This window comes from Massilia sp. HP4, from assembly GCF_005222695.1.
In the GTDB taxonomy this organism is placed as follows: Bacteria; Pseudomonadota; Gammaproteobacteria; order Burkholderiales; family Burkholderiaceae_D; genus Telluria.
This window is the reverse complement of the sequence record NZ_STGG01000041.1, coordinates 265,307-280,323: the sequence shown is the minus strand read 5'-3', so window position 1 is coordinate 280,323 and position 15,017 is coordinate 265,307. Positions and strand designations below refer to the sequence as shown.

Below are 15,017 nucleotides of genomic sequence, written 5' to 3'. Positions count from 1 at the left end.
AGCTGTTGATGACCCACTGCAGGCCCATGAGGGCGGTATCACACGCGCTTTTCAGTGCACCAATGGTGACGTTGACGACGCCGACGTCCAATTGCACTACCAGGAAACCGAGGCAGGCGGCGACGTGAATCGCGATCAGAGACGGAGCATATTGTGTGGTCATCGGCTTGTACACGGGAATGGCATCGGTCCAGTGTATAGTCGGTGCCGAAGGGCGACAATGCCCAAATCCGCACACCTTATCCGCATATTTGCAAGCACGATGAACTGGGAAGACCTCCGTTATTTTCAAGCCATCGCCGAGGCGGGCACGCTGTCCGGCGCCGCCCGCGCGCTGGGCGTCGACAACGCCACGGTGAGCCGCCGGCTGACGTCCATCGAGGAGACGTTGAAGATCCGGCTGGTTGACCGCCTGGCCCGCGAGTCCCGCCTGACGGCGGTCGGGAAGATGGTGCTGGAACAGGTCGCTGTCATCGAGGCTGGCGCACTGGCGGTCGAGCGCATCGCGTTGGCCGCGCGGTCGCAGGAGCACGGCAAGGTCGTCATCACGGCGCCGCCGATCCTGGCGCGCCACTTACTGGCGCCTAACCTGCGCAGCTTGTCGCAGCGCCATCCGCTGGTCCAGCTGTCCATTTTAAGCGAGTCGCAGATCGTTTCGCTGTCGCGCCTCGACGCCGACCTGGCCTTGCGGCTGTCGCCGCCGATTGAGGACACCGATATCGCGCGCAAGATCGGGCGAATGGAGTTTGGCCTGTACGCGGCGCTCGACTATCCGAACGCGGGCCAACCCGCGGCCTGGGAATTCATCGCGTATACCGGGCGCCAGGCCGATTTCGCGCATAAGCGCTGGTTGTACGAAGTCATAGGCGAGCGTCGGGTGGTGTGTGAAGTGACGGACCTAAGTAACCAATATGAGGCCGCGTGTTCAGGCATCGGCGTCGCCGGTCTGCCCTGTTTTATCGGCGACGAAGCCCCGCGCTTGAAGAAGCTGTCAGCGGGCCAGCCTGCGTTGTCGCTCGATGTCTGGATTGCATTACATCCAGACCGCCGGCATGACAGCCTGGTGCGCAACACGATGAGTCAGATAGAAGAGCTGGTCGGCGCCAGCGATCTCGCCGTTGGCGCCGGCGATGACCACGAGGCGCCCTGACATACCGCTGCCTGGTTGTTCCCGGCCCGCCGCAAGGGCGACGGTGGCCGCGTGACCGCTCAATCGACCAGTCGCAGCACTCTGAATGACGAATGGCCCGATTCGACCGGGCCGTCAAGGCAAAACCAAACCGCTATGTTACGCGCTACGAAAACCTGCTTAACTGAATGGCTTTATCCTAGGCGACGGGCCTGTGAATGACGCGGCCGGTTATTCAGCGCGCGAAGCCGTCGAGCAGGCGCATATAGGTGGAGCCGAAGCTGTCCAGCGCTTCGCGCGCGGCGCGTCCGGTTCGCCGTACACCACCAGCGAGCGTACCGTCACGAACGACAGGAACCGTTCGTAGAAGCCGCCGAAGGTCTGCTCGACGTGAGAGACGAAGGCTGCCGAATCGCGATAGCGCTCGAAGATATGGACCGTCTGTTCGTCCTAACTCACAGCATACTGGTAGGCCAGCGTGCCGGGCTCGCGGCTGGTGGCGTCCACAATTTGTCTGACCAGCGCCTTGAACGGTGCGAGCTGGCCCGGCTTGACGTCGAGCGTGAATATCCAGAACAGATCGTTATCCAAAGAGCTTCCCCGCGCCGGCCCAGTCGGCCGGCTTGACGTCCTCGAACACGACATAGATGTAATTGGCATCGGTGCCGGTGTGCTTGACGATGCTTTCGGTGATCTCTGCAGCGACTTTTTGTTTCGCTTCAGCGTCTTTGCCTTCAAACCAGGTTACGCGTACGACGGGCATGATGTGCTCCTGTTAGGTAAAAACACAGCTTAACCGCGCACGCCACGCGAATAAACGGATTCGGGCTCGCCACAGCGTCAACCTTTTATCTACAATCTGGGTATCGAAGCTCAGGATACAGTGCAATGGATGGAATCGAATCGCTCAGTGGCATCGCCACCTTCGTCGCCGTGGCGCGCGCGTCCAGCTTTACCCAGGCCGGCGAAATGCTGGGCATCTCGAAGTCGGCCGTCGGCAAGGCGGTCGCCCGCCTGGAAGAGCGTCTTGGCGTCAAGCTGTTTCACCGCACGACGCGCCGCCTGGCGTTGACGGCCGATGGCGAAGCCTATTTCGCCGTCTGCGCGCGTGCGCTGGAAGGGATCGCCGAAGCCGAGGGTAGCCTGGGGGGCAAGCTGCTGGTACCGGCCGGCAGGCTGCGTATCGATATGCCGGCCGCGTTCGGACGCAAGGTGATGCTGCCGATCCTCCTGGACATTGCCAGAGCCTACCCAGCACTGCAGTTGACGCTGACATTTACCGACGACGTCATCGATCTGGTCGAGGAAGGCGTCGATCTGGCGATCCGCTTCGGCACCCTGGAAGACTCGAGCGACCTTGTGGCGCGCCGCCTGACCAGCCATCGTTGGGTCATCGGCGCAGCGCCCGTCTACCTCGAAACGCACGGCCTGCCTGACACGCTGGCCGATATCTCCCGGCACGACTGCATCGTTGGCTATCGGCGCGGGCGCCCGCTGGCCTGGCATGTCGTCGAGAACGGCCAGCCCGCGCGGCTGGCGCCACCACCGACGCACCAGATCAGCGACGCCGAAGCAATGCTTGATGCGGCCGTGGCCGGCATCGGGCTGTGCCAGATGCCGCTTGCGCTGATGCGCCCGTATATCGACGCTGGCCAGCTGGTTACCGTATTGGATGACTGCACGCCGCGTGAAATCGATGTCCATGCCGTGTGGCCGCGCACATCGCACCTGCGGCCGAAGGTGCGCCACGTCGTCGATACGCTCGTCAAGCTGGGCCGCGAAGGGCGGCTGGACTGAGGTCGGCGCCTATGGTTTGGCTGCAGGCACGATGCGCAGGTTCTTGAAATGCGCAACCGTGCCCGACTCGATCCAGATGCCGACGCCGCCGCGCTGGGTTGCGGGCAGTTTCATGTCGTCGACGATGAAGGCCGGGCGCGGCGAACCGTCGAGATAGAGCCGCAGCGTCGTTCCCGCGATCACGACGCGCAGATGCATCCAGCGGCCGGTGCCGATGTCGGCCCAGGTCTCGTATTTTTCGGGGAACTGGCTGCGTAACCCGTCGAAGCGGAAATCGGGATACGCGGCGTACTGGATGGTGTGGTTGCGCCGCACCTGGTCGGGTGCGCTGCTGTTGGTCGGGCGCAGGTACAGGTTTTCGAAGCTTCCCCGGGCGTCGATCCGGAATGCCAGGCCGACGAATCCGCGCGCATAGGCCGGTGCGTCCGGCGCCAGGTCGCTGGCCACGTCGACCTCGATCGTACCGTCGCCGAAGTCGACCGGTAACCACGCCATGAAGTTGCGGTCGGCCAGCGCTTCCCTGGCCGGGTCCTGATACGAGGCGGGCGGCATGCGCACTTCCATGGCAGTGGCGCCCTGGTAGATGCTTGGGCGCAGGCTGACGCCGGACAGGTTGAACGACGCCGGTGCGTCCTGGCCAGCGGCCAGTCCCGGCAGCATGGCTGCAAAGAGGAGGGCAGTCTTGATCATGTGGATGGCTTTCGTGACCAGTGTCGGCAAAGCGGGGGCAGGATGCGGGGCCGGTGAGGGGCCGGGGCGCAGCGTCAGACGAACGCGAGAACGTCCGCGACCGGCTTACGCGGCTTCTTCGGCCAATTCGACGGACCGGTGTAGCCGACCGTGACCAGCATGACCGGCACGTCGGTTGCGGCCAATTCGAACGCTGCGGCGACGCCGGCCGGATCGAAACCGATCATCGGGCAGGAAACGAGGCCTTGTTCCTGGGCGGCGAGCATCAGCGTCATCGCGGCCAGCGAGGCCGAGCGCACCGCTTCGTCGCGCTGCATGACCGGGTTGGCGGCGTACATATCGTTCACTGCGCCGACCCAGCCATCGTAGGTGGCCTGGTCGATGATGCCGGCGTCGCGCGTCGGCGCCAGTGCGGCGGGCATGGTCAGGTGCTGGTCCAACGTGCCGCACACAATGAAGGTGACGGCCGCTTCCACGACCTTCGTCTGGCCGTAGGCCAGCGGCAGCAGGCGCGCCTTGGCTTCCGGGCTGTGCACGGCGACGAATTTCCAGTTCTGCATATTGAACGCGGATGGCGCCTGCGTGGTCAGACCGATCAGTGCGCCAATCTCGGATTGCGACAGGGTGCGATTGATGTCGTAGCTGCTGGACGACGTACGGGCTTGGATGGATGCTGCAACAGACATGGATACTCCAGAAATAAGGGGGACGTGGCGGACTGGCGGGCAGGATCGCGACGTTGCCAGCTTAAGGGCTGCAGGAAAGGCGATAAACAGGGCGCAGCTCCCCACAGTGTCGACCTGATGTCTACACTGGCGCAATCTGCGGTGCTGTTTACTTCTTCAGGAAGGCGTCGAGATCGGCAGTAAATTTCAGCGGATTCTTGAACGCCAGGAAGTGGTCGCCCTGTTCTTGCGCCGTGTAGACATGCAGCTCGCTGTTGGGCACCACGGCATGGATCCAGCGCTGGCCGCCGGCCGAATCGCTGTAGACGCCGGTAAAGATGGCGGTCGGCACGTCGATGCGTTTGGCGATCACGTCGCGCCAGTCGTTGGTGAAGTGGTCGAACATGACACGCCCGGTGGCGGTCATGTTGGTCTTGATGAATGCCTTGGCGAACGCTTCCGAGTTCTCGTAATACGGTGAGTCCATCAGGCCGGCGCGCTGGAACGCCTGACTGTTGACGATCATCGTGCTGGGCATCTTGCCCGTGGTGAACGACTCGATCATGCGTTCGACATCGCTGGTCATGGCGCCGGCATCGACGCGTTCTTTCTCGGTCCAGTCGGCATGGCTGTAGATCGACGGGGCCTCGTCAATAAAAGCGACCTTGTTGATGCTCTTCGTGCCGAATAGCTCGATATAACTCCACAGCACCGAGGCACCCATCGACCAGCCGACATAATCGGCCTTCTTGATCCCTAGGTGGTCGTTGAGCTCCTTGAGGTCGACGGCGAAGCGCGAAATATGGCCGCCATAGTCAACCTGCTGCGACAGCCCCTGGTTGCGCGGGTCGAGCACGATCACGCGGTATTTCTTGCTCAGCAAATACATGACGTTCAGGTATTCGGCGCCGTTGGCGGACCAGCCCGGCGTGAAGATGAGCGGCTTGCCCTTGCCGGCTTCCCAGTAGGCGAGGCGGACGCCGTCGCTGGTGGTGAAGTGGTTGATCTGCAGGTCCTTGAAGTCGGACAGCTTGGCCGGCATGCCGTCGATCCTGTTCGGGAAGGTGAAGTCCTTGCCCAGCACGGAGATGGCCGGGGCGGCGGAAGCGGCACCGGCCGCGAGGATGGCCAGGGCCAGGGTCAGGCCACGGGCGGCGCGGTGAAGGGATGCATGCATGGCGATCTTCCGAGACTGTCAGTAATGACGGCACTATGCACTACAAATGCAGTGTGATAAATGGGCGAAAAACTGATTCACTTGAAACGTCCTGTTTGGAATGTGGCCTCGCACGTCGGTCCAGGCGGGGTCATTATTGTCGATAAAAAGATGACGCTGTGGCGAAATTGAGCCTGTTTATCGGTGCTCCGATATCCAATAAACTGCCTGTCTCGACAACTGCACTTCTTCGAAGGACTTACCATGAACACGAATCGCCGCTCCACGCTGGCAGGCCTCATCGGCCTGATCTCGAGCACCGCCCTCTGGGCTGCCGAGCCGATGGTGCTGCCGCCGCTCAAGAAGCAAGCCAGCCCCGAGAAGGTATTGGCCGAACATCTTGATGCGGTTGAAAAGAGCGACTGGAACCGCCTTGTTGCGCAGTTCCCCGAGGATGGCGAAGTCCATATGCTCGACGGCCAGGTCGCCAAAGGCCGCGCCGCCATCGGTAAATTGTTTGTCGGCTTCGTCACGCCGCGCCCCAACGGTCTGAAGGGGATTCGCTTCGTGCCGCAGACCAGTGCCAAATATGGCGACACGATCATGGTGTACTGGAAAGCCGAAGCCCCGTTCCTGGCCGAGCCGTACTACGGTTCGGACGCCTACATCACGCACGATGGCATGATGGCCGGCATGGTGACCACGTTCGATGGTTCCAAGCTCAAGTTCAAGAAGTAATGTGACCGTTCTCGCCTCGCCGCGTCATGCAGCGCAAGGCGGGGCGACAAGGAGCGCGGGACATGGATCGATTGCTGAGTATGACCATCTTCGCCCGCGCGGTGGAGCTGGGCTCGTTTTCTGCTGCGGCGCTGGTGTTCCGGATGTCGCCGCAGCTCGTGGGCAAGCATGTGCGCGTGCTCGAACAGCATCTCGGGGTCCAGCTTCTCAAGCGCACCACGCGGCGCCAGCACCTGACGGAAATCGGCGCCAGCTATTACGAACGCGTCAAGGTTATCCTGGCCGAGGTGGATGATGCCGACCGCCTGGCGGCCGACATGCGCGCACGCCCCAGCGGCCTGCTGCGCGTGAACGCGCCGGTCTCATTCGGCATCCACGCGCTCACGCCCCGCCTGGTCGACTACATGGCCCAGTACCCCGATGTCCAGGTCGAGCTTTCCCTGGCCAACCGCTACATCGATGCGATGGTGGAGGGCGTCGACGTGGTATTTCGCGTCGGTGAACTCGCCGACAGCAGCCGCATCGCACGCCGTCTGGCGCCGTACCGCCTGATCCTGTGCGCGGCGCCCGCCTATCTGGCGCGCCATCCGAAAATCATATCGCCCATGGACCTGACGCGCCACGCCTGCCTGGGCTTTCCCTATACGGAACTGCGCACCCACTGGACATTCGACGGGCCGGACGGCTGCGAGACGGTGCCGGTGGCCAGCCGCCTGACTATCGACAGCGGCGAAGCGCTCTTGACGGCAGCGCGCTCCGGTGCCGGGCTGATGCTTCAGCCGATCGAACTGGTCGGCCCCGACCTGGCCGCAGGCACGCTGGTGCGGGTGCTGCCTAAGTACACGGCGCCGCTGCGACCGCTGCACCTGCTGTATGCACCCGACCGCCAGATGACGCCCAAGCTTCGCAGCTTTGTCGACTTCTGCGTGCAGGCGTTCGGCGCCGCCGCATAGATTATGTTGTCACCCCATGGCGGAACCCGCGAAGCCGGCTTCGTCGGTGCACTCGAATTGCACCATCATCTGGACACAGGGCACATCCCCCAGCTGGCCGGAGCGATGCGCAACGCCAGGATGCGTACCGGCCTCGGCCAGATCCTCACCCCAGTGAATCTCGCCTGGCCCCATCTCGACGCGCTGACCGTCCTGAGTCTCGATGAACCAGCGGCCGGACAGCGGCACGACCCACTGCAGTGCCGGGCTGGGATGCAGTTCGCCGATCCAGCCGACAGGAAGAATATTGAACCAGACTGCCTTCACGGTGCCTGCGAATTTCCGCATCCAGATCGGCGCCGCGTCGCCGCTGACGCTGGCCATCGCGAATTCTGCCAATGCCGCCTGCGAGATCGTCGAGCGGCCGTCGAGACCCGGCTGCATGACCAGGAACGGCATGGCGGGCGGGTTGGCGGGGTCGCGGCCGTCGTTGTCGGTATGCGCGAGTAGGCCGGTCATCGGGTGGATCCGGCAGGTTGGCACAGCTCGTGCGCGGTGGCAGCAGCAATGCCGCCGGCGGTGGCCGACAAGTGGTCTATCGAATGGAGGTTGGCTTGCATGGTGTCCTCGTGGTGATCAAAAAGGGAACGGATGTGGGCGGGCTGACGCCGTCGCCTGTCCGGATGCTTGCCGGCGCAACCTGCCGTTGCGGACGTCATGGTCACGTCCGCCTCGCCGACAGTTGCAGTGTAGAGTTGTGGGCCGGGTCGCGTAAATGCCCACACTCGCCCCCCCTCCTTGCAAAACTGCATATATGACGAATTGGGATGACCTGCGCTAACTGCTTGCCAATGCCCGCGCCGGGACCCTGACCGGCGCGGCGCGCATGCTCGGCCTCGACAACGCCACTGTCGGGCGCCGTCTCGCGCTGCTGGAGGAACGCCTGGCTGTACGCCTCGTCGAGCGCCTGCCGCGCGCAGCGCGCCTTACGGCGCTCGGGAAGCAGGCAGCGTCGCAGGCCGCCGCGATGGAAAAAGGCGCGCTGGCCATCGAGCGACTGGTGCGCACTGCGCGGTCGCAGGAACAAGGCATGGTCGTCATCACGGCGCCCCCGGTCCTGGCTCGCCACTTCCTGGCGCCGCGGCTGAGGGACCTGGTACAACGCCATCCGCTGGTCCAGCTGTCCATCCTCAGTCAGGCGCACGTCGTGTCGCTGGCGCGTCTGGACGCCGATCTTGCGCTGCGCCTGACGCCGCCGATCGGCGATGCCGACATCGCGTGCTGCATCGGACGCATGCCGTTTGCCCAGTACGCCGCGCGCGATTACCCGTACACGGGCCAGCCGGAGCGCTGGGAATTCATCGCCTACACGGCGCAGGCGGGCGAGTTTGCCCACCTGCGCTGGCTCAATCAGGTCATCGACCTGCGGCGCGTTGTGTGCGAGGTCGCGGATCTCAGCAATCAGTATGAAGCAGCGTGTTCCGGCATTGGTGTGCCCGACTTGCCGTGCTTCATCGGCGACGCCGATCCCTGGCTGCAGCGCCTGCCTGACCCGCAGCCGGGCCTGACGCTCGACGTCTGGATAGCGCTGCATCCGGATCGCCGCAACGACCAGCGGGTGCGCGCCACGATGCGAGACATCGTGACCCTGGTCGGGGCGAGCGACCTGGCGACGTGAATTTCTCTAGGCCGTCAGCGCCGCCGCGATGAAGTCGACAAAGGTGCGCACCTTGGCCGACAAGTGCTTGCGGCTTGGGTAGACCGCATACACCCCCAGTTCGGCCGATTGCCAGCCGGGCAGCACGCGCACCAGCCGGCCGGCGGCGATGTCGTCATCGACGATGAAGCCCGGTTGGAAGGCGATGCCGGCCCCGCCGATGGCGGCCAGGCGGATGATGTCGCCGTTGTCGGCCTTGATCGGTCCCGCGATCGGCACGATGACCGGCCCGTCCGGCGACTCGAAGCGCCAGTCGGCGCCGCCGCCGGTGAGCGAATAGGCCAGGCAGGCATGATTACCCAGGTCGGCAGGCGTGAGCGGTGTGCCCGAACGGGCCAGGTAGGCCGGCGCCGCGCACGCGATGCTGTGGATGGCGCCGAGCTTCTTCGCGATCAGGTCCGATTGCGGCAGCGCGCCGATCCGGATGGCCACATCGAAACCTTCTTCCACCAGATCGACCTTGCGGTCTGACAGGGCGATGTCGAGCTGCACCAGCGGATAGGCCTGGGTGTATGCGCCAAGACTGGCCGCGAGACGGTGCTGGCCATACGACAGTGGAATGGTCACGCGCAGCACGCCCTGCGGCATGCGCGTCATCTGGCCGGCAATCTGCTCGGCTTCTTCGACGTCAGCCACGATCTGCGCGCTGCGCTCGTAGAAGGCGCGGCCCGTTTCCGTCATCGACAGGCGCCGGGTGGTGCGGTTCATCAGCCGCGTGCCCAGGTGTTCTTCCAGCTTCTGCATCTGCTTCGACACCATTGCCCGCGACACGTCCAGCCGATTGGCTGCGGCGGCAAAGCTGCCGCCTTCAACCACGGCCACATACATCTTCATTGAAGAAAGCAAGTCCACAGCATCTCCATTGTCAATCGATTGGAAACAGTTTAGCTCCCGTAGGCGGCTTTATCAACCTCATGTGGACAGCTACCATGGATGCTTCTTTCATCGAGGTGCACCATGACCAGACTTCCTACCATCTTTATTTCCCACGGTTCGCCGATGCTGGCCCTGCAGGACAGTCCCGCGCGCCGCTTCCTCGCCGGCTTGGGCGAAAGCCTGCCGCGGCCGATCGCGATTGCGGTGGTGTCGGCGCATTGGGAAACGCGCGGCGGCCCGGCCGTATCGCTGGCCGCGCAGCCCGAGACGATCCATGATTTCGGCGGCTTCCCGCAGGCGCTGTTCGACATGCGCTATCCGGCGCCGGGCGCCCCGGCCATCGCCGAACGCGCCGCCGCGCTGCTCGCCGAAGCGGGCATTCCCGTCGGGCGCAGCGCCACGCGCGGCCTCGATCATGGCGCCTGGGTGCCGCTGTCGCTGATGTACCCGCAGGCCGACGTGCCGGTCATGCAGATCTCGATCGTGCAGGGCGCCAGCCCGGCCCTTCACCAGCAGCTGGGTGCGGCATTGCAGGCCCTGCGCAGCCAAGGCGTGCTGGTACTAGCATCGGGCTCGCTGACGCACAATCTGTACGAGTTTCGCGGCCAGGCGCTCGACGCGCCGGCGCCGGACTGGGTCACCGGCTTCGAAGCTTGGATGCGCGACCGTCTCGTTGCCAATGACAGGGCGGCACTGCTGAACTACCGTTCGCTCGCGCCGATGGCCGAAAAGAACCATCCGACCGAAGAGCACCTGCTGCCGCTGTATGTGGCGATGGGGGCCGCCGGCGCCGACGCGCGCGCCCAGTTGCTGCACACAAGTTTCGAGCACGGCGTGCTTGCCATGGATGCCTACGCATTCGACTAACCGATAATTGATCAGAGAACACCATGAACGACCAACTGAACGAAACACGCATCGATCCCGCGACTGGCCTGACCTATCGTCTGCGCCCGGCACAGGCCGGGCAGGGCGCCACTCCGTGCCTGGTGCTGCTGCACGGCGTCGGCTCCAATGAAAGCGGCTTCATCGATCTGGCACGCCAGGTCGATCCGCAACTGAATGTGGTGCTCGTGCGCGGTCCCCTCGCTCTTGGGCCGGACCAGTTCGCTTTCTTCCAGGTGAACTTCTCCGCCAACGGTCCGGCCATCAACCCGGCCCAGGCCGAGCGGGCGCGCACCACCCTGATCGACTTCATCGGCCAGTTGCCGCAGTTGCACGGCATCGATCCGGCCCGCATCTGGATCGCCGGCTTCAGCCAGGGCGGCATCATGAGCGCTGGTGTTGCGCTGACGGCGCCGGCGAAGGTTGCCGGTTTCGGCATCCTGAGCGGACGCATCCTGCCGGAAGTGCTGCCGCTGGTGAAGGCCGATCCGTTGCTGGCCGCCTTGCCCGCCTTCGTCAGCCATGGCGTGCAGGACAACGTGCTGGGGATTCACTTTGCCCACCATGCGAAACAGGTGCTGGACGGGTTCAATGTGCCACTGACCTACCGCGAATACCAAGGCGGTCATAGCCTGAACGGCGCCATGGCAGGCGACTTCCTGGGATGGCTGGGCACGCAGCTCGATGCAACACGTACCACCGCGCAATAAGCAATTTTCACACTTTAAAGAAAGAATCAAATGAACACCACGACCATCACCCTGCGCACCACCGACGACATCGGCAAACTGGTCCTGCGCGCTGTACTGGCTGCCATGCTGCTGTTCCACGGCATCTCCAAAATGAACAGCGGCATCGGCTTTGTCGCCGACATGGTCGCCAAGGCCGGCCTGCCGGCAATCTTCGGCTACGGCGTCTATATCGGCGAGGTCGTTGCGCCGCTATTCATACTCGCAGGCATGTTCACGCGCGGCGCAGCCCTGGTCGTGGCAGTGAATATGGTCGTGGCCGTCCTGCTGGTGCACACCAGCCAGTTCTTCTCGCTCAACGAGACCGGCGGCTGGGCGCTGGAGCTGCAAGGCATGTACCTGTTTACGGCCGTCGCTGTCGCGCTGCTCGGCGCCGGCCGCTACAGCGTCGGCGGCATCGGGGGCCGTTTCAACTAAGCAGTTCGGCCACGCTGCGTTCGATGCCGGCGCGCGCAGCGCGCAGCGCCGTGTCGCGCGGTGGCAAGCTGACATCCGAGCGTTGCCTCGACCTGGAACATCATATTTCTGACACCGTCCATGACGACAACCGCCACCACCAGGCCATTGCAATCACTTGCCGAACCAACAAGGGGCCTATCTCGCCTGTCCCGGTGACCTCTGGATTGTGGCCCGCTTCAGGATACTGGAACGGGCACGCATTGCCGTTCAGGACATGAAGAACCGTACCAGAGCCGCAATTGCCAGCATGGGCGCCACGACGCTCATGATGGTCGAATGATTGCCTCGGCCAGCATGGAAGCCGCGCCGGCTGCGATGACCGCCAGCACCTATGGGGCACTGCGCCCAGGCCCGCCTCGCCCCCTGCCAGGACGAACACGAGACGGCAGCGCCGGCCAGAAGGGCGGCGCTGACGCGAAGAGCGAAGGTGGGGCCGGGCGCGCGTTCGCGCGTGTCGTTGTTTAGGTTAGCTCATGTGGATAAGTAATGGTGATGGAAGGTACCGGGTGTTGCCGGTGGTGGTGCGTCAGAACAGCGATAGCTTGCCGCTCGAGGCCGCCAAGTGCTTGCGTGCATGGAAGCGTGCTTGTGTCGAGCCAGCCGGTTGCAGGCCGACCGTGTCGCCCAGCCCCATGACGACCGTCGCGGCGCCGGTAGCCGCCCATGGCCGGCCTGGTAAGCCCGGGTTGCCGGTCTTGATGAATGCCGGCCAGTGCGTCTGCGGGGCAGCCGATACGGCGCGGTTGCGTCCACAGCATGAAGCTGGCAAATGTCCGGTCGCGGCCGATCTGCGCCGTCGACGCGATCGCGTCGGCATCGGTGGCATGCAGGTACAAGGCCAGGAAACGGTCGGCGACCGCGCCGTAACGTTCGCGCAGCATCTTGATGTCGATGCCCGAGCCGCTCTGCGCGATGGCGCCGCGCAGCGCAGCGACTGGGTCGAGCAGTTCGCTGTTGCCGGGGCTCTCGTGTGCGCCTTCGCGGGGCAGGTCGGGATATGCCAGGAACCCGAAGCCTCCCAGGCTGTGATTGATCGTCATGACCAGGACGCCGCGCCCTGCGAGGTTGGCCCCATCGTAAAGCGGGATGTTGCCCGAGCCGCTATTGAACGCACCGCCTTGGATGAACAGGTAGATAGGCAGCTTGCCGCGCGCGCCACGCTAGCGCCACACGCTCTGGTACGGGCAATCCTCTTTGACGTCCAGTCCGCTCAGGAATGCAGGGAAGCAGGGCCGAACACCGCCGGCGCCGCCTGGTAGCAGGCAGAGGCGTCCCTGCTGGCGTCTCGCATGGCCCTCGACGCCGACCCCGGCAACGGGTCGCACCAGCGTAGCGCGCCGACCAGGGGCTGTGCATACGGAATGGCGAGCACGCGGTCGACAGCGGTGCCCTCCGCGTCCCGCCCGATGCTCGCATCGGTCTTGACAATGCTCTGCGCGGCAGCGTTGAAATGTAACGCGATTGCGGTAGCTAGAACTAGGCGTCCGGATCTCGTTCACGCGGTGTTTCCCCATTTTCATAGACAGCCGCTATAGCGCCCCGCCTCAGTTGCAGAGCCGCGTGCTCGCGCGATGCTGTGGAAGCATATTGTTTGGAATGGTACTGGGCACGCAACGCAACTCAGCCATGCCGTGAATAAGCTTGACCAAAACGAAACCGGTTGGTATCGTTTAAAGACTGCGCGAGACGGCCCTGCGCCACGACGCTAAAAAAGGGAATATGGTTCGAACAAAAACACCTGCGCGCAGGCTGGCGCTGCTCAACGCGGCGCGCTACCTGTTCCAGGAAACTGGGTTCGAGCGCACGTCGATGGATGACATCGCAGCGCACGCAGGCAGTTCGAAAGCGACGTTGTACCGCTATTTCGTTTCCAAGGAAAGCCTGTTCCAAGAACTGGTCGCCGGTTCCGCCCGTGAGCAGGGCGGGGCCATGATGGGGCTGGTACAGCGCAGTGCCGGCGCGGGGGACGACCTGGAGCTGATTTCCGCGGCGCCTGTTGCGGCCCCGATGCTCAACCCGGCCGAGCCGGTCGAGCCTTCCCTGTATCGCTTCGGCCACTACATCCTCAAGCACTTTCACACGCCCGAATCGCTGGGCGTGCAGCGCATGGTCATCGCCGCGGCGGTCGATCCCGAGATTGGCCGGGCCTATTACGAGCAGGGCCCGGCACGCGCGACCCAGTACCTGGCAACGTATTTCGAGGCCGTGATCGGCGCCGGCGCGCTGCGCCCGGCCGATCCCCATGTGATGGCCTGCCACTTCTACGGGCTGCTCGAGTCCGAGGTGCACCAGGCCGGCCTGTTCAATGTCGTCACGACGCTGGACGACGAGCGCATTGGCGCCACCGTTCGCCGGGCGTTGGACGTGTTCCTGCGCGCCTACGGCGCGGCGTCAGCCTGATTCCCCATTCATTCCACCACGCAGACAAGGATAGACCATGCCGCCTTTCGCCTCGAATCACCGCAGACACGCCCGAAACGTACCGGCCTGCGCCGCCGCGCTGGCTATCGCCGCACTGGCGTGTCCCGTCTGGGCCCAGGATCACGGCGCCGCCGCATGGGCACTCGGTGGTGGCGTCGCCGTGGTGCAGAAGGGCTATCGCGATGTCGACCGCGACGTGCTGGCAGTGCCGCTGATTGCATACGAAAGCAAGTGGATCAGCGCCACCGTGCCGACGCTGGACCTGAAGGCCTGGTCGAACGAGCGCCTGTCGTTGCGCCTGCGCGCCCGCTACGCCCGCGACGGCTACGAGCCCGACGACTCGCAGTACCTGACCGGCATGGCCGAGCGCAAGGGCGGTGTCTGGCTTGGCGGCGCGATGCACTGGCGCACGCCGGTGGCCAATGTATCGGCCGAACTGCTGCATGATGCCGGCGGGCACAGCAAGGCCGTACGCGCGAAGGTGCAGGTGGAGCGCCGCTATGCCTTCGGTGCATTCGGCATCACCCCGCGGCTGGGCGCTGAGTGGTTCGACCGCGACTATGTCGATTACTACTACGGCGTGCGCGCCGGCGAGGCACGCGCCGGGCGCGCCGCCTACGAGGGCGATGCCAGTGTGAATGCCGAGGCCGGTCTGCGCGTCGATTATAGCTACGCAAGACAGCACACGGTGTTCGTCGACGTGCGCGCGAGCCATTTTGGCAGTGCCATCAAGGACAGCCCGCTGACCGACCGGGCGCGCGCGGCCGGGGTCAGCCTGGGGTACCTGTACCGTTTCTGAACTG

The 15,017-nt window shown here is 64.3% G+C and carries 19 protein-coding genes; 11 read left to right on the top strand and 8 right to left on the bottom strand.

The features are described 5' to 3' along the window. The first annotated feature begins 262 nt into the window (after positions 1–262). Both E8M83_RS15215 and E8M83_RS26095 read left to right on the top strand, forming a co-directional pair. Positions 263–1,150, top strand: a complete 888-nt coding sequence (locus E8M83_RS15215; RefSeq protein WP_137174174.1) for a LysR family transcriptional regulator — start codon at positions 263–265, stop codon at positions 1,148–1,150. Between the two features lie 193 nt (positions 1,151–1,343). Further along, positions 1,344–1,496: a hypothetical protein gene (locus E8M83_RS26095; RefSeq protein ID WP_206077468.1), complete on the top strand. Its 153-nt coding sequence runs from the start codon at positions 1,344–1,346 to the stop codon at positions 1,494–1,496. Between the two features lie 83 nt (positions 1,497–1,579). Here the strand turns inward: E8M83_RS26095 and E8M83_RS26090 are convergent, their stop codons facing one another. Both E8M83_RS26090 and E8M83_RS15205 read right to left on the bottom strand, forming a co-directional pair. Further along, a complete protein-coding gene (locus E8M83_RS26090; RefSeq protein WP_206077467.1) occupies positions 1,580–1,720 on the bottom strand; it encodes a putative quinol monooxygenase in 141 nt (46 codons plus the stop codon). After that, on the bottom strand, positions 1,713–1,892 hold the full coding sequence (locus tag E8M83_RS15205) for a 4-oxalocrotonate tautomerase family protein (RefSeq protein ID WP_137174173.1): 180 nt from the start codon (positions 1,890–1,892) through the stop codon (positions 1,713–1,715). Before E8M83_RS15205 ends, E8M83_RS26090 begins: the two co-directional genes overlap by 8 nt. 125 nt (positions 1,893–2,017) lie before the next feature. On the opposite strand from E8M83_RS15205, the gene E8M83_RS15200 reads away from it, so the two are divergent. Further along, on the top strand, positions 2,018–2,926 hold the full coding sequence (locus E8M83_RS15200; RefSeq protein WP_137174172.1) for a LysR family transcriptional regulator: 909 nt from the start codon (positions 2,018–2,020) through the stop codon (positions 2,924–2,926). A gap of 9 nt (positions 2,927–2,935) precedes the next feature. Here the strand turns inward: E8M83_RS15200 and E8M83_RS15195 are convergent, their stop codons facing one another. From E8M83_RS15195 to E8M83_RS15185, 3 genes are all read right to left on the bottom strand, one after another. After that, positions 2,936–3,616 carry a hypothetical protein gene (locus E8M83_RS15195; protein WP_229491545.1) on the bottom strand — a complete coding sequence of 227 codons (681 nt, stop codon included), beginning with the start codon at positions 3,614–3,616 and terminating at the stop codon, positions 2,936–2,938. Between the two features lie 74 nt (positions 3,617–3,690). After that, a complete protein-coding gene (locus E8M83_RS15190) occupies positions 3,691–4,302 on the bottom strand; it encodes a nitroreductase family protein (protein ID WP_137174171.1) in 612 nt (203 codons plus the stop codon). Positions 4,303–4,450: 148 nt separating this feature from the next. Then, the gene (locus tag E8M83_RS15185) at positions 4,451–5,458 is read right to left on the bottom strand and encodes an alpha/beta fold hydrolase (RefSeq protein WP_137174170.1); all 1,008 of its coding nucleotides are present in this window, start codon (positions 5,456–5,458) and stop codon (positions 4,451–4,453) included. A 243-nt stretch (positions 5,459–5,701) separates the two neighbouring features. Between E8M83_RS15185 and E8M83_RS15180 the strand changes: the two genes are divergently transcribed. Next, a complete protein-coding gene (locus E8M83_RS15180; protein WP_137174169.1) occupies positions 5,702–6,175 on the top strand; it encodes a nuclear transport factor 2 family protein in 474 nt (157 codons plus the stop codon). Positions 6,176–6,237: 62 nt separating this feature from the next. Then, on the top strand, positions 6,238–7,128 hold the full coding sequence (locus E8M83_RS15175; protein WP_137174168.1) for a LysR family transcriptional regulator: 891 nt from the start codon (positions 6,238–6,240) through the stop codon (positions 7,126–7,128). Positions 7,129–7,137: 9 nt separating this feature from the next. Here E8M83_RS15175 and E8M83_RS15170 read toward each other — a convergent pair whose 3' ends face one another. Continuing rightward, positions 7,138–7,626 carry a hypothetical protein gene (locus E8M83_RS15170; RefSeq protein WP_137174167.1) on the bottom strand — a complete coding sequence of 163 codons (489 nt, stop codon included), beginning with the start codon at positions 7,624–7,626 and terminating at the stop codon, positions 7,138–7,140. A 322-nt stretch (positions 7,627–7,948) separates the two neighbouring features. Between E8M83_RS15170 and E8M83_RS15165 the strand changes: the two genes are divergently transcribed. Then, positions 7,949–8,785 (top strand): LysR family transcriptional regulator, encoded by an 837-nt coding sequence (locus E8M83_RS15165; protein WP_267874228.1) that lies wholly within the window; start codon positions 7,949–7,951, stop codon positions 8,783–8,785. 6 nt (positions 8,786–8,791) lie between these two features. Here E8M83_RS15165 and E8M83_RS15160 read toward each other — a convergent pair whose 3' ends face one another. Next, the gene (locus E8M83_RS15160) at positions 8,792–9,676 is read right to left on the bottom strand and encodes a LysR family transcriptional regulator (protein ID WP_137174166.1); all 885 of its coding nucleotides are present in this window, start codon (positions 9,674–9,676) and stop codon (positions 8,792–8,794) included. Positions 9,677–9,781: 105 nt separating this feature from the next. Here E8M83_RS15160 and E8M83_RS15155 point away from each other — a divergent pair, with 105 nt between their 5' ends. From E8M83_RS15155 to E8M83_RS15145, 3 genes are read left to right on the top strand one after another with little or no spacing between them, the layout of a single operon-like run. Next, positions 9,782–10,567, top strand: a complete 786-nt coding sequence (locus E8M83_RS15155) for a class III extradiol ring-cleavage dioxygenase (protein WP_137174165.1) — start codon at positions 9,782–9,784, stop codon at positions 10,565–10,567. Positions 10,568–10,590: 23 nt separating this feature from the next. Continuing rightward, a complete protein-coding gene (locus E8M83_RS15150; RefSeq protein ID WP_137174164.1) occupies positions 10,591–11,295 on the top strand; it encodes an alpha/beta hydrolase in 705 nt (234 codons plus the stop codon). 30 nt (positions 11,296–11,325) lie between these two features. After that, positions 11,326–11,751 carry a DoxX family protein gene (locus E8M83_RS15145; RefSeq protein WP_170976820.1) on the top strand — a complete coding sequence of 142 codons (426 nt, stop codon included), beginning with the start codon at positions 11,326–11,328 and terminating at the stop codon, positions 11,749–11,751. Between the two features lie 503 nt (positions 11,752–12,254). Here E8M83_RS15145 and E8M83_RS15140 read toward each other — a convergent pair. Continuing rightward, complete coding sequence (locus E8M83_RS15140; RefSeq protein ID WP_267874227.1) at positions 12,255–12,929, bottom strand: carboxylesterase family protein; 675 nt, start codon at positions 12,927–12,929, stop codon at positions 12,255–12,257. Positions 12,930–13,512: 583 nt separating this feature from the next. Between E8M83_RS15140 and E8M83_RS15130 the strand changes: the two genes are divergently transcribed. Both E8M83_RS15130 and E8M83_RS15125 read left to right on the top strand, forming a co-directional pair. After that, positions 13,513–14,193 (top strand): TetR/AcrR family transcriptional regulator, encoded by a 681-nt coding sequence (locus tag E8M83_RS15130; protein WP_137174162.1) that lies wholly within the window; start codon positions 13,513–13,515, stop codon positions 14,191–14,193. A gap of 37 nt (positions 14,194–14,230) precedes the next feature. Beyond that, positions 14,231–15,013 (top strand): MipA/OmpV family protein, encoded by a 783-nt coding sequence (locus tag E8M83_RS15125; RefSeq protein ID WP_137174161.1) that lies wholly within the window; start codon positions 14,231–14,233, stop codon positions 15,011–15,013. Positions 15,014–15,017 lie beyond the last annotated feature (4 nt).